13 protein-coding genes are annotated in these 13,562 nt (G+C 75.3%); 3 read left to right on the plus strand and 10 right to left on the minus strand.

Annotated elements, in window-relative coordinates; translation table 11 throughout:
• Positions 1-28: 28 nt before the first annotated feature.
• The 5 genes from ABD363_RS10480 to ABD363_RS10500 form a co-directional block, all read right to left on the minus strand.
• Positions 29-1,021, minus strand: a complete 993-nt coding sequence (locus ABD363_RS10480; RefSeq protein ID WP_344601985.1) for an adenosine deaminase — start codon at positions 1,019-1,021, stop codon at positions 29-31.
• A 20-nt stretch (positions 1,022-1,041) separates the two neighbouring features.
• Complete coding sequence (locus ABD363_RS10485; protein ID WP_344601987.1) at positions 1,042-1,947, minus strand: ribonuclease Z; 906 nt, start codon at positions 1,945-1,947, stop codon at positions 1,042-1,044.
• A 6-nt stretch (positions 1,948-1,953) separates the two neighbouring features.
• Positions 1,954-2,307, minus strand: a complete 354-nt coding sequence (locus tag ABD363_RS10490; protein WP_344601989.1) for a histidine triad nucleotide-binding protein — start codon at positions 2,305-2,307, stop codon at positions 1,954-1,956.
• 77 nt (positions 2,308-2,384) lie between these two features.
• On the minus strand, positions 2,385-5,624 hold the full coding sequence (locus ABD363_RS10495; protein ID WP_344601991.1) for a S41 family peptidase: 3,240 nt from the start codon (positions 5,622-5,624) through the stop codon (positions 2,385-2,387).
• An 85-nt stretch (positions 5,625-5,709) separates the two neighbouring features.
• The gene (locus ABD363_RS10500) at positions 5,710-6,174 is read right to left on the minus strand and encodes a hypothetical protein (RefSeq protein WP_344602113.1); all 465 of its coding nucleotides are present in this window, start codon (positions 6,172-6,174) and stop codon (positions 5,710-5,712) included.
• Here ABD363_RS10500 and ABD363_RS10505 point away from each other — a divergent pair.
• Positions 6,056-6,298 (plus strand): hypothetical protein, encoded by a 243-nt coding sequence (locus tag ABD363_RS10505; protein WP_344602125.1) that lies wholly within the window; start codon positions 6,056-6,058, stop codon positions 6,296-6,298. The two genes, ABD363_RS10500 and ABD363_RS10505, sit on opposite strands and share 119 nt — an antisense overlap.
• Positions 6,299-6,378: 80 nt before the next feature.
• On the opposite strand, the gene ABD363_RS10510 is transcribed toward ABD363_RS10505, so the two are convergent.
• From ABD363_RS10510 to hrcA, 4 genes are all read right to left on the minus strand, one after another.
• Entirely contained in the window at positions 6,379-7,119 is a 741-nt protein-coding gene (locus tag ABD363_RS10510) for a 16S rRNA (uracil(1498)-N(3))-methyltransferase (protein WP_344601993.1), read from the minus strand.
• A complete protein-coding gene (locus tag ABD363_RS10515) occupies positions 7,116-8,246 on the minus strand; it encodes a nitronate monooxygenase (RefSeq protein ID WP_344601995.1) in 1,131 nt (376 codons plus the stop codon). The genes ABD363_RS10510 and ABD363_RS10515 overlap by 4 nt, the downstream gene beginning before the upstream one ends.
• A gap of 99 nt (positions 8,247-8,345) precedes the next feature.
• Positions 8,346-9,482, minus strand: a complete 1,137-nt coding sequence (gene dnaJ, locus ABD363_RS10520) for a molecular chaperone DnaJ (protein ID WP_344601997.1) — start codon at positions 9,480-9,482, stop codon at positions 8,346-8,348.
• Positions 9,483-10,499, minus strand: a complete 1,017-nt coding sequence (gene hrcA, locus ABD363_RS10525; RefSeq protein WP_344601999.1) for a heat-inducible transcriptional repressor HrcA — start codon at positions 10,497-10,499, stop codon at positions 9,483-9,485.
• A gap of 175 nt (positions 10,500-10,674) precedes the next feature.
• On the opposite strand from hrcA, the gene ABD363_RS10530 reads away from it, so the two are divergent.
• Positions 10,675-11,406: an MBL fold metallo-hydrolase gene (locus ABD363_RS10530; protein ID WP_344602001.1), complete on the plus strand. Its 732-nt coding sequence runs from the start codon at positions 10,675-10,677 to the stop codon at positions 11,404-11,406.
• A 31-nt stretch (positions 11,407-11,437) separates the two neighbouring features.
• On the plus strand, positions 11,438-12,244 hold the full coding sequence (locus tag ABD363_RS10535) for a DUF3097 domain-containing protein (protein WP_344602003.1): 807 nt from the start codon (positions 11,438-11,440) through the stop codon (positions 12,242-12,244).
• A 69-nt stretch (positions 12,245-12,313) separates the two neighbouring features.
• Here ABD363_RS10535 and hemW read toward each other — a convergent pair whose 3' ends face one another.
• Complete coding sequence (gene hemW / locus ABD363_RS10540; RefSeq protein WP_344602005.1) at positions 12,314-13,546, minus strand: radical SAM family heme chaperone HemW; 1,233 nt, start codon at positions 13,544-13,546, stop codon at positions 12,314-12,316.
• Positions 13,547-13,562: the final 16 nt, after the last annotated feature.

The following is a 13,562-nucleotide window of genomic DNA, read 5'->3' on the forward strand; positions in this document are numbered from 1 at the left end:
CGGCGGCTGCCCGCGGGCGTGCGCCCCGCTACCCGAAGGCGTACGCCTCCACCTCGGCCAGGTACCGCGCCCGCCGCTCCTCGTCGTGCTCCAGGAAGGAGGCGAGGAAGGAGTTGCGGGCGAGTTCCCGCAGCCGCTCCTCGGTCAGGCCGAGCGTGTCGCGGACGGCGTCGAAGTTGTCCCCCGCGTAGCCGCCGAAGTAGGCCGGGTCGTCGGAGTTGACCGTGCACAGCAGGCCCGCGTCCAGCATCGCGGGCAGCGGGTGGTCGGCGAGGGTGTCCACCGTGCGCAGCCGCACGTTCGACAGCGGGCACAGCGTCAGCGGCACCCGCTCGCGCACCAGCCGCTCCACCAGGGCGGGGTCCTCCAGGCACCGCAGCCCGTGGTCGATCCGCTCGACGCCCAGCACGTCCAGGGCCTCGGCGATGTACTCCGGCGGCCCCTCCTCACCGGCGTGCGCCACCCGGCGCAGCCCGAGGGCGGCGGCGGCCTCGTACACCCGGCGGAACTTCGCCGGCGGGTGCCCGACCTCGGCGGAGTCCAGGCCGACGCCCGTGATCCGGTCGAGGTACGGCTCGGCGGCCCGCAGCGTCCCGAGCGCCGACTCGGCGGACTCGTCCCGCAGGAAGCACAGGATCAGCTGCGTGGACACGCCGTGGTTCTGCTCGCTCTTGCCCAGCGCCCGCCACAGCCCCTCGACGACCGTGCCCATGCCGACGCCGCGCGCCAGGTGCGCCTGCGGGTCGAAGAAGATCTCCGCGTGCCGCACGCCCTGCGCGGCGGCGCGGGCGAGGTAGGCGTTCGCGAGGTCCTCGAAGTCCTGCTCGGTGCGCAGGACGGTCATGAGCTCGTAGTACAGGTCCAGGAAGGACTGCAGGTCCTCGAACCGGTACGCCGCGCGCAGCGCGTCGGTGTCGGCGTACGGCAGCTCGACGCCGTTGCGCACGGCCAGGGCGAAGGCCAGCTCGGGCTCCAGCGTGCCTTCGATGTGAAGGTGCAGTTCGGCTTTGGGGAGGGGCATCGAAATATCGTACGGGTGTTTCACCGACGTTTCGGGACCGGCACCCGCTGCAGGTCCTGCGCCACGGTCAGCTCCCCCTCGAACCCGGCGGCCCGCGCCTGCCGTTCGAACTCGTCCGGGTCCGGGTAGCGCTGGCTGAAGTGGGTGAGCACCAGATGCCGTACGCCCGCGTCCCGCGCCGCCCGGGCCGCCTGCCCGGCGGTGAGGTGACCGTGCTCGGCGGCGAGCGCGGCGTCCTCGTCGAGGAAGGTGGACTCGATGACGAGCAGGTCGCAGCCCTCGGCGAGCGCGTGCACCCCGTCGCAGAGCCGGGTGTCCATGACGAACGCGAACCGCTGGCCGCGCCGCACCTCGCTGACGGCCTCCAGCGGGACGCCGTCCAGCACGCCCTCGCGCTGGATCCGGCCCACGTCCGGGCCCTTGATGCCGTGCGCGGCCAGCCGCTCGGGCAGCATCCGCCGCCCGTCGGGCTCGACCAGGCGGTAGCCGTACGACTCGACCGGGTGGGACAGCCGGTGCGCCTGCAGCGTGTAGGCGGGGGTGGCGGCGAGGACGCCGTCGGCGGCGACCGGCGCCTCGGTCAGCCGGACCGTCTCCCGGTAGGCGGTGGCGTACCGCAGCCGGTCGAAGAAACGCTGCCCGGAACGCGGGTAGTGCGCGGTGACGTCGTGCGGCACCTGGTCGAGGTTGATGCGCTGGATCACTCCGGCCAGGCCCAGGCAGTGGTCACCGTGGAAGTGCGTGACGCAGATCCGGTTCAGGTCGTGCGCGGCGACCCCGGCGCGCAGCATCTGGCGCTGCGTGCCCTCGCCGGGGTCGAACAGGATGCCCTCGCCGTCCCAGCGCAGCAGATAGCCGTTGTGGTTGCGGTGCCGGGTGGGAACCTGGCTGGCGGTGCCGAGGACGACCAGTTCACGTACGGACACGGCGGCTCACCCCGGGGGCCACTGCAGGCCGCGGCCGCCGAGGACGTGGGCGTGGGTGTGGAAGACGGTCTGGCCGGCGCCGGTGCCCGTGTTGAACACGATGCGGTAGCTGTCCAGCTTCTCGTCCTCCGCGACGGCCCCGGTCTCGCGCAGGACGTCCGCCGCGAGCTCCGGCGCGGCGGCGGCCAGGGCGGCGGCGTCCGGGTAGTGCGCCTTGGGGATCACCAGGACGTGGGTGGGCGCCTGGGGGTTGATGTCCCGGAACGCCACGGTCGTCTCCGTCTCGCGGACGATCGTCGCCGGGATCGTGCCCGCGACGATCTTGCAGAACAGGCAGTCGTCCTGCGGTTCCCCTGCCATGCGGTCTCCTCGGGAGGTGATCGGGTACGGGGGCATCGTAGCGAGCGGGGCGCGCCGGGCGTCCGGCGCGCCCGCGGTCACGGCAGCCGCGGCGGCGTCCTGGCGGGGGTGGTCTCCAGGGCCTGGAGGGCCAGCCGGATCGCCTCGTCCAGCTGGGTGTCGCGGCCCGCCGCGTGGTCCTGGGGCCGCTGGACCACCTCGACGTCGGGGTCGACGCCGTGGTTCTCCACGCCCCACTCGTACCCCTCCAGCCAGAACGCGTACTTCGGCTGGGTGACCAGCGTGCCGTCGACCAGGCGGTAGCGGCTGTCGATGCCGATGACGCCGCCCCAGGTGCGGGTGCCGACCACCGGGCCGAGGCCGAGCGCCTTGATCGCCGCGTTGACGATGTCGCCGTCGGAGCCGGAGAACTCGTTGGCGACCGCCACGACCGGGCCGCGCGGCGCGTCCTGCGGATAGCTGTAGGGCCGCATGCCGCGCGGCACGCCCCAGCCGACGACGCGCCGCGCCAGCTTCTCCACGACCAGCTGGGAGGTGTGCCCGCCGCGGTTCTCCCGCAGGTCCACGACCAGGCCCTCCCGGGCGACCTCTACCCGCAGGTCGCGGTGGATCTGGGCCCAGCCGGGCGCCTGCATGTCGGGCACGTGCAGATAGCCGAGCCGGCCGCCGGACCGCTCGTGGACGTGGGCCCGCCGGCCGGCGACCCAGGCGTGGTAGCGCAGCGGCTCCTCGTCGGCGACGGGGACGACCACGACGTGCCGCGGTTCGCCGCCGCCGGCCGGGAGGACCGTCAGCTCCACCGGCCTGCCCGCGGTGCCGACCAGCAGCGGGCCGGGCCCGGTGACCGGGTCGACGGGCCGGCCGGCGACCGCGACGATCGCGTCGCCGGGCCGCACCGCGACGCCGGGCGCGGCGAGCGGGGAGCGGGCGTCCGGGTCGGAGGTCTCCGAGGGCAGGATCCGGTCGACGCGCCAGCCGCCGTCCGCGTGGCGGGACAGGTCGGCGCCGAGCAGCCCCTGCCGGGCGCCGCCGTGCCCGCCGCGCGGCACGACGTACGCGTGCGAGGTGCCGAGCTCGCCCTGCACCTCCCACAACAGGTCCACCAGGTCGTCGTGGGTGGCGACGCGGTCCAGGACGGGCCGGTAGCGGTCCAGGACGCCGTCCCAGTCGACGCCGTTCATGTCGGGCCGCCAGAAGTGGTCCCGCATGACGCGGCCGGCCTCCTCGTACATCTGCCGCCACTCCGCCGCCGGGTCGACGGTCTGCCGCACCCGGCCGAGGTCGACGGTGACGTTGGTGTCGCTGTCGTCGTCGTTCGAGGCGCGCCGGTCGCTGGGGACCACCTTCAGCCGGCCGTCGGTCCACAGCAGGACCCGCTTGCCGTCGCCGCTGACCTCGAAGTGGTCGGCGTCGGCGGCCAGGTGCTCGACGCGCTGCTGGGCGAGGTCGTAGCGCTCCAGCTCGCTGCCGGGGTCGGGGGCGTCGGGCGCGGCCCGGGAGGCGCCGAGCACCCCGGTCACCGGGTGGCGCAGCCACAGCACGCCGTCCTTCGCGGCCCGCAGGCCGGAGTAGCGGGCGGCCTCGACGGGGAAGGGCACGATCCGGTCGGCGAGCCCTTCGAGGTCGATCCGGGTGGCGGGGACGCCCTCGCCGTCGGGGGTCTCGTCCCGGTCGGGCGTCTCGAAGGGGCGGCCGTGCCGCTGCGGCCCGAAGGGGGACGGGGTGGTCGCGGCGAGCGTGATCAGGTGCGGGCGGGCGCCCTCGACGAAGGCGAGGTCGAAGACGTGCTCGTCGTAGACGGGGTCGAAGGCGCGGGTGGACAGGAACGCGAGGTGCTTGCCGTCGAGGGTGAACGCCGGGGCGTAGTCCTGGAACCTGAGCGGGGTCGCCTCGGTGACCGACAGGTCGGTGGTGTGGGCGAGCTTCAGCTGGCTCAGGGGACGCGGGCCGGGGTGCGACCAGGCGAGCCAGGCGGAGTCGGGCGAGAAGACCAGCCCGGACACCTCCCCGTCCGCGCTGCGGTCCACCTCCCGGACCTCGCCCGTCTCCCGCTCGACGAGCAGCAGCCGCCCGTCGTGCGCGGCGACCGCGGCACGGCTGCCGTCGGGCGCCATGGCGAGTTCCAGCACCCGGCCGAGCCGTCCGGCGGCCAGGCGGCGCGGGGTGGCGCCGGGCGCCAGGCCGGTGGCGGGCGCGAACTCCAGCGCGTCGGCGCCCTCGGCGTCCGTCACCCACACCGCCCACTCCTCGCCGTCCACGCGGAAGGCGCGCGGCAGCCGGGCCCGTACGCCGGGCTCGGCGGCCAGCGCGCGGGCCGGCCCGGAGCGGTGGGTGACCCAGTGCACCGCGCCGCGGACGCCGACGGCGCTGCCGCGCGCGGTGTGGTCGGGGGCGGCGGAGCCCAGCCAGCGGGCGGCGTTCACCGGGTAGGGCTGGAGGTCGACGCGCGGCCCGCCGAGCCGGATGCCGAGGCGGCGCGGCTCGGCGCCGTCCAGGTCGTCCAGCAGCCACAGCTCACCGGCCGAGGAGTACACGACGCGGGTGCCGTCGGTGGCGGCGTGCCGGGCGTAGAAACCGCCGATCGGGGTGTGCCGGCGCAGGTCGGAGCCGTCGGCGAGGGAGGAGTACAGCGCTCCGGTGCCCTCGTGGTCGGAGAGGAAGGCGATGCGCTCCCCCACCCAGCACGGGCACTCGATGTTGCCGTCGATCCCCTCGTGGAGCCGTACGAACTCCCCGGCGTCCCCGGCGTCCGCCCCGTCGCGGGCGCCCCGGTCGATCCACAGCTTGCCCGCCGTGCCGCCCCGGTACCGCTTCCACCAGGCGGCCTCGCGGCTCATCGTCGCGGACAGCAGCACCGTGGCCGGTCCGAACGCCACGTCGCCGACGGGCCCGTGGGGCAGGGTGTCGGCGGGGCCGCCGTCGAGCGGGACGGCGCGGGCCCAGGTGCGGCGCAGGCCGGCCCGGCCGTGGGCGCTGAGGGCCAGCACCCGGCCGTCCGGGGTCCAGCCGCGTACCCGTGTCTGCCCGTTGCCCCAGTACGTCAGGCGCCGGGCGGGGCCGCCGTCGACCGGGGCGACGTGCACCTCGGGGGCGCCGTCGCGGGTGGAGGTCCAGGCGAGGGCGGTGCCGTCGGGCGACAGGCGCGGGTGGGTCACCGGCATGTTGTCGGCGCTGACCCGCCAGGCCCGCCCGCCGTCGAGGGGCGCGAGCCACACGTCGTCCTCGGCCGTGAAGGTGACCAACTCGCCGTGCAGGTGCGGAAAACGGAGGTACCCCGGGGAGCCGGCGGGGGCGGAGGAGGTCGCGGACTGTGTCACCCGATCACCCTACGCAGGGGCGGCGTCACGGAACAGGGGTTGCGGACGCCCGCCGGGCGCCTCACCGGCCGCTCGCCCGCCCCGGTCACTTGCCCTGCGGCCAGCATCCGGGGTCCTCCCGGCACCAGACGGTCCTGGTGACGGTCACCGTCGTGGTGGGGCCGGGCTGCCCGGCGGTGGGGCCGCCGACGGGCGGGGCGCCGGTGGCGTCGCAGTTCCCGAGCCCGTCGACGCGGAACACCACCTTGCCGTCCACCTTCGCGGTGAGGTCGCCGCGCACGCAGGCGCCGTCCACGGCGTGGGTGATCCTCCCGGTGACGGTGATCTCCCCGCCGTCGTCGGTCTCGCCCGCGCAGTCGACGGTGGCGACGGTGTCCTCGCTCGCGGACGGCGACGCGCCGCCGCCGTCGTCTCCGTAGGAGGCGGTGCACGTGAGCCAGCGCACGTTCGCCTTCCGCCGGTCGAGTTCCTCCGTCACGGCCTCGTCGGTCGTGTACGCCACGGACGCCGAGCTCAACGCGCCCGGCTCGCAGGCCACGACTCCGCCCACGGCGACGACCGCGAGCCCCGCCACGGCCGCCGCCCTCGTCCCGCGCCGTCCCCGCCGCCGACCGGTGATCCGCCTCAACGCCCCCATGGACGGCAGCCTGCCACCGACGCGGGCGGCGCGGTAGAGCGCATACGGACAGTCGGCGCGCCGCGGGTCAGCCGCGCGGGACGGCCGTTGCCGGAGTGCCGCCGGGTCTCCCCGGGGTCAGGACCAGCGGCCGGTGCGGCCGAGCAGCAGGGCGGCGGCCGCCGTGCCGGCGGTCGACGTGCGCAGCACGGTACGGCCGAGCACGTAGGCCCGCGCGCCCGCCTCCTCGAACAGCGCCAGCTCCTCGGGGGCGACCCCGCCCTCGGGGCCGACGACGAGCACGATGTCGCCCTCGGCGGGCAGTCCGGCCGTCGCCAGCGGCTCCTCGCCGCTCTCGTGGAGCACGGCGGCGAAGTCGGCCCGGGCGAGAAGTGCGGCGACCTGCCTGGTGGTCGCCGCGTCCGCGACCTCGGGGAAGCGGACCCGGCGGGACTGCTTGCCGGCCTCCCGGGCCGTGGCCCGCCACTTGGCGAGGGACTTCAGCCCCCGGTCGCCGCGCCACTGCGTGACGCAGCGCCCCGCCTGCCACGGCACGATCGCGTCGACGCCGACCTCGGTCATCGTCTCGACGGCGAGTTCGCCCCGGTCGCCCTTGGGCAGCGCCTGGACGACGGTGATACGGGGCTGCTCCGGCGGCTCCTCGCGCACCGAGTCGAGCCGGACGATCAGCCGGTCCTTGCCCTCGGCGCCGAGCACCACGCAGTCCGCCCGGCGTCCGGCCCCGTCGGTGAGGACCACGTCCTCGCCGGGCCGCAGCCGCTTCACGGAGACGGCGTGCCGCCCCTCCGGGCCGTCGAGCACGTACCGTCCGCCGTCGTCCGCGTCGAAGTGCTCCACGACGAACACCGGCGCGGTCATCGGCCCGCACCCCCCGCCGCGGCTCCCGACAGCGCTGTCCTGGCGGCGGCGAGCTCGTCCGCCAGCACCTCCACCAGCCGTCCCGCGGGCAGCTCGCGCGCCATGCGGTGTCCCTGCCCGGCCCACAGCGCCATGCCCTGCGCGTCGTCCGCCCGGGCGGCGGCCCTGCGCAGCGGCGCGGTCAGGTGGTGGACCTCCGGGTAGGCGGCGGGCGCGTAGGGGCCGTGCTCCCGCAGGAAGCGGTTGACCAGGCCGCGGGCCGGGCGTCCGGAGAAGGCGCGGGTCAGCTCCGTACGGACGAACAGCGGGTTGGTCAGCGCCTGCTTGTGCAGGGCGTGGGCGCCGGACTCGTGGGTGGCGAGGAACGCCGTGCCCAGCTGGGCCGCGTCGGCGCCGGCCGCGAGCACGGCGGCGATCTGGCCGCCGCGCATGATGCCCCCGGCGGCGACGACCGGCAGGCTCACCGCCTCACGGACCTGGGCGACCAGCGACAGCAGGCCGGTCCCGCGGCCGTCCGTCTCCGGGAGGTCCCGGTGGGTGCCCTGGTGGCCGCCCGCCTCGACGCCCTGCGCGATCACCGCGTCCGCGCCCGCCCGCTCCACGGCCACGGCCTCCTCGGGGGTGGTCGCGGTGGCGAGCGTGAAGGTGCCGACGCGGTGCAGGGAGTCGATCACCTCGCGGGTGGGCACGCCGAAGTGGAAGGAGACCACCGGCACCGGGTCGTCGAGCAGGACGGCCAGCTTGGCGTCGTAACCGTCGTCACGGCCGCCGTCGGGGTCGCCGAGCTCGGTCTCGTACCAGCAGGCCTCGCCGGCCAGCTGGTGGGCGTAGAGGTCGACGGCGGCCGCGTGGGAGGCCGCCCCGCCGGCCGTCCCGGTGGCGCCCGTGCCGGCACCGGGGTGCTCGGGCTGCGGCATGAACACGTTGACGCCGAAGGGCCTGCCGGTCAGGCTCCGCAGCTGTTCGATCTCCCGGTACATGCCGTCGGCGGTCTTGTACCCGGCGGCGAGGAAACCGAGCCCGCCCGCCTCGCACACGGCGGCGGCGAGCTGCGGCACGGAGACGCCGCCCGCCATCGGGGCCTGCACGATCGGATGCGGGAAGAGATCGGTCAGTGCGGAGGACATGACCGCATGGTGTCACGTCCTCCGACCGAGTCCGAATCCGGCCTTCCGGCGGGCGCGGACCGGCGGCGCACCCGGCGCCGCGGCCCCGGAACGCTCGCGTCAGCGCCCGTTGAACGCGTCCTTCAGCCGCGAGAAGAGGCCCTGCTGGCCGGGCTGGAACTGCCCCTGCGGGCGCTCCTCGCCGCGCAGCTTGGCCAGCTCCCGCAGCAGCCGCTCCTGCTCCGGGTCGAGCTTCGTCGGCGTCTGCACCTCGACGTGCACCACCAGGTCGCCCCGGCCGCCGCCGCGCAGGTGGGTGACGCCGCGGCCGTGCAGCGGGATCGACTGCCCGGACTGGGTGCCGGGGCGGATGTCGACCTCCTCCGTGCCGTCCAGCGTCTCCAGCGGCACCTTGGTGCCCAGGGCCGCCGCCGTCATCGGGATCGTCACCGTGCAGTGCAGGTCGTCGCCGCGCCGCTGGAACGTCGGGTGCGGCAGCTCGTGGATCTCGACGTAGAGGTCGCCGGCCGGGCCGCCGCCGGGGCCGACCTCGCCCTCGCCGGCGAGCTGGATGCGGGTGCCGTTGTCGACACCGGCCGGGATCTTGACGGTGAGGGTGCGGCGGGACCGCACGCGGCCGTCGCCGGCGCACTCCGGGCACGGCGTGGGCACGACCGTGCCGAAGCCCTGGCACTGCGGGCAGGGGCGGGAGGTCATGACCTGGCCCAGGAAGGACCGCGTGACCTGCGAGACCTCACCGCGGCCCCGGCACATGTCGCACGTCTGCGCCGAGGTGCCCGGCGCCGCGCCCTCGCCGTTGCAGGTGGTGCACACGACGGCCGTGTCGACCTGGAGGTCCTTCGTCGTGCCGAAGGCGGCCTCGTCGAGCTCGACCTCGATGCGGATCATCGCGTCCTGGCCGCGGCGGGTGCGCGAGCGCGGCCCGCGCTGCGACGCCGTGCCGAAGAACGCGTCCATGATGTCGGAGAAGTTCCCGAAGCCGCCGGCCCCGAAGCCGCCCGCGCCGGCGCCGCCGGACTGCGAGAGCGGGTCGCCGCCGAGGTCGTAGACCTGCTTCTTCTGCGGGTCCGACAGCACCTCGTAGGCGGCGTTGATCTCCTTGAACCGCTCCTGGGTCTTCGGATCGGGGTTGACGTCCGGATGCAGCTCGCGCGCGAGCCGCCGGAAGGCCTTCTTGATCTCTTCCTGCGACGCGTCGCGGCGCACGCCGAGTACGGCGTAGTAGTCCGTGGCCACCTACGACTCCGCCAGGATCTGTCCGACGTACCGTGCCACTGCGCGTACCGCTCCCATCGTTCCCGGGTAGTCCATGCGGGTCGGTCCGACCACGCCGAGCTTGGCGACAGCCTCGCCGCCCGAACCGTAGCCGACCGACACGACGGACGTGGAGTTGAGTCCTTCGTGGGCGTTCTCGTGACCGATGCGGACGGTCACTCCCGGATCCTTGGCCTCGCCGAGCAGTTTCAGGAGGACGACCTGCTCCTCCAGCGCCTCCAGCACCGGCCGGATCGTGAGGGGGAAGTCGTGCGCGAAGCGGGTCAGGTTGGCGGTGCCGCCGATCATCAGCCGCTCCTCGTTCTCCTCGACGAGTGTCTCCAGGAGAGTGGAGAGCACCGTCGAGACCGTACCGCGGTCCTCGACCTCGAAGGCCTCGGGCAGGTCCTCCACCAGGCTCGGCACGTCCGTGAAACGGCGGCCCGCGACCCGGCTGTTGAGCCGTGCGCGCAGGTCCGCCAGCGACGTCTCGCCGAAGGGCGCCGGGCAGTCGATCACACGCTGCTCGACCCGCCCGGTGTCCGTGATCAGGACGAGCATCACGCGCGCGGGAGCGAGCGAGAGCAGTTCCACATGGCGCACCGTCGACCGGGTCAGCGACGGGTACTGGACGACGGCGACCTGCCGGGTCAGCTGCGCGAGCAGCCGCACGGTGCGCGCCACCACGTCGTCGAGGTCGACGGCGCCCTCGAGGAAGTTCTGGATCGCGCGCCGCTCGGGCGGGCTCATCGGCTTCACGCCGGCCAGCTTGTCCACGAACAGGCGGTAGCCCTTGTCGGTGGGGATGCGCCCGGCGCTGGTGTGCGGCTGGGCGATGTACCCCTCCTCCTCCAGGGCCGCCATGTCGTTGCGGACGGTGGCCGGGGAGACGCCGAGGTTGTGCCGCTCGGTGAGCGCCTTCGAACCGACGGGCTCCTCGGTGCCGACGTAGTCCTGGACGATGGCGCGCAACACCTGAAGCCTGCGTTCACTGAGCATCCGCGCACACCTCCAGAAGTCGTCCGACCGCTCGGTCCTCTTCCCTGGTCCCTGGCACTCGGCGCGTGCGAGTGCCAGACTCCCCCGGCCAAGTGTACGGCCGTGGGGTACGCCCCGGGCAAGGCCGGGCGCGTACCGCCGTGCCGGGAGGGCACGCCACCGCTAGCGTCGCCGTATGACGGTGACTTGGGAAGAGGCGGGGTGGGAGCGGGTGGCCGCCGGGGTGGGGCGGCGCCGGCTGCCGGTGTGGGACTGCACCGCGGGGCTCGTCGTCGGCGCGGACGCGGTCCTGCTGATCGACGCCGGGTCGAGCCTGGCGGAGGGGGCGCGGCTGCGGGCCGAGGCGCGGCGGCTCGCCGGGCGGGATGTGACGCATCTCGCGCTGACCCACCCCCATTTCGACCATGTCTTCGGGGCGGCGGCGTTCGCGGGCGCGGAGGTGTTCGCGGCGGCCGGCGCGGACGGGGCGCTCACGCGCCGGCGCGGCCGCGAGGAGCTGCGCGCGGACGCGGTCCGCAACGGCCTGGACGCCCGGTCGGCCGAGGAGGCGGCGGAGCTGCTGGCCGCGCCGCGCCACCCGGTGCGCGGGGAGCGGGTCCTCGACCTGGGCGGCGGCCGCCGGGCGGTGCTGGCGGACGTGGGACCGGGGCACACCGCGCACGACCTGGCCGTGCTGGTGCCGGGCGACCCGGGGGTGGTGTTCTGCGGCGACCTGGTGGAGGAGTCCGGCGAGCCCCAGGCGGGCCCGGACGCCGTGCCGTCCCGGTGGCCCGCCGCCCTCGACCGGCTGCTGGCCCTGGGCGGCGAGGACGCGCGGTACGTGCCCGGTCACGGAGCGGTGGTGGACGCGGCGTTCGTCCGGGCGCAGCGGGACGCGCTGGCGGCGCGGTTCGGCGTGTCCGCGTGATCGCCCGCCGGCTTCTCCTATCGTCGTTCGAATGCGACAGTACTCGCCCGATCTGACCCCGCCGTGGAAGAAGTCGCAGCCGGTCCTGGAGGTCCCCGCGGAGCCCGGCCTGGTCGTCGAGGAGGCGGGCACCGGTTTCTGCGGCGCGGTGATCCGCTGCGAGGCGGGCACGGTGACGCTGGAGGACCGTTTCGGCAAGCACCGCGTGTTCCCGCTGCAGCCGCGCGGCTTCCTGCTGGAGGGCCGGGTGGTGACGCTGGTCCGGCCGGCCGCGAAGGCGCCGGCCCGGCCCGCCCGCACCGCCTCCGGCTCGGTGGCCGTCCCCGGCGCCCGCGCGCGCGTGGCCCGGGCCGGGCGGATCTACGTGGAGGGCCGGCACGACGCGGAGCTGGTCGAGAAGGTCTGGGGCGACGACCTGCGCGTCGAGGGCGTGGTCGTGGAGTACCTGGAGGGCGTGGACGACCTGCCGTCGGTCGTGGAGTCCTTCGCGCCGGGGCCGGACGCGCGGCTGGGCGTGCTCGTGGACCATCTCGTGCCGGGCACGAAGGAGTGGCGCATCGCGGAGTCGGTGACGAGCGAGCACGCCCTGGTGGTGGGCCACCCGTTCGTGGACGTCTGGGCGGCGGTGAAACCCTCGTCGCTCGGCATCGGGGCGTGGCCGCGGGTGCCGCGCGGGCAGGACTGGAAGACGGGGGTGTGCCGGGCGCTGGGGTGGCCGGAGAACACCGGGGCCGCCTGGCAGCGGATCCTGGGGCGGGTGCGGTCCTACAAGGACCTGGAGCCGGAGCTGCTGGGGCGGGTGGAGGAGCTGATCGACTTCGTCACGGCGCGGCCGTGAGCGCCGGCAGCCTGCGGACCGGGCCGGGGACCGGACCGGCCTCCCGCAGCGGTCCACCCGCCGGAGTGATCAGTCCACCAGGTCCCTGACCACCGCGTCCGCGAGCAGCCGCCCCCGCAGGGTCAGCGCCGCGCGTCCCTCCTCGTACGGCCCCCGCCGCAGGAGCCCGTCCGCCAGCGCCCTGCGGGACGCGGCCAGGCCCTCCTCGCGCAGCAGGTCCAGCGGGACGCCCTCGCGCAGCCGCAGCTCCAGCAGGATCCGCTCCACCCGGCGGTCCTCCTCGCTCAGCAGCTCCCGGCCGGCGCCCGGCGACCGGCCCGCCGCCAGCGCCGCCGCGTACGCGCCCGGGTGCTTGACGTTCCACCAGCGCACCCCGCCGACGTGGCTGTGCGCGCCGGGGCCCGCGCCCCACCAGTCGGCGCCGCGCCAGTACAGCTCGTTGTGCAGGCAGCGGCCCGCGTCGGAGGTGGCCCAGTTGGACACCTCGTACCAGGCGAAGCCCGCCGCCGCAAGGGTCTCCTCGGCGATCAGGTAGCGGTCGGCGTGGACGTCGTCGTCGGTCATGGGGATCTCGCCGCGCCGGATGCGGCGGGCGAGCTGCGTGCCCTCCTCGACGATCAGGGCGTAGGCGCTGACGTGGTCCGGGCCGGCGCCGAGGGCCGCGTCCAGCGAGGCCCGCCAGTCGTCGTCGGACTCGCCGGGGGTGCCGTAGATCAGGTCCAGGTTGACGTGGTCGAAGCCGGCCGCGCGGGCCTCGGCCACGCACGCCTCGGGGCGGCCCGGCGTGTGCGTGCGGTCGAGCACCTTCAGCACGTGCTGCTTCGCGCTCTGCATGCCGAAGGAGATCCGGTTGAAGCCGCCCGCCCGCAGTGCCGCCAGGTAGGCCGGGTCGACCGACTCCGGGTTGGCCTCCGTGGTGACCTCCGCGTCCGGGGCCAGCCCGAACTCGTCGCGGATCGCGCGCACCATCCGGACCAGGTCGTCGGCGGCCAGCAGCGTCGGCGTGCCGCCGCCGACGAACACCGTGCGGACCTCGCGCGGGTCGTCGCCGAGGACCTTGCGGGCGAGGCGGATCTCGTCGATCAGCGTGTCGGCGTAGTTGTCGCGGGAGGCGAGCACGCCGCCGGTGCCGCGCAGCTCGGTCGCGGTGTAGGTGTTGAAGTCGCAGTAGCCGCAGCGGGTCGCGCAGTACGGAACGTGCAGGTAGAACCCGAGGGGGCGGTCCGCGGCCCCGGCGAGCGCGGACGCGGGCAGCGCGCCGTCGGCGGGGACGGGTTCGCCGTCGGGAAGAGCGGAAGGCATGTCCTCCATTGTCCAG

Origin of the sequence: Streptomyces glaucus (assembly GCF_039533365.1) — a bacterium.
In the GTDB taxonomy this organism is placed as follows: domain Bacteria; phylum Actinomycetota; class Actinomycetes; order Streptomycetales; family Streptomycetaceae; genus Streptomyces; species Streptomyces glaucus.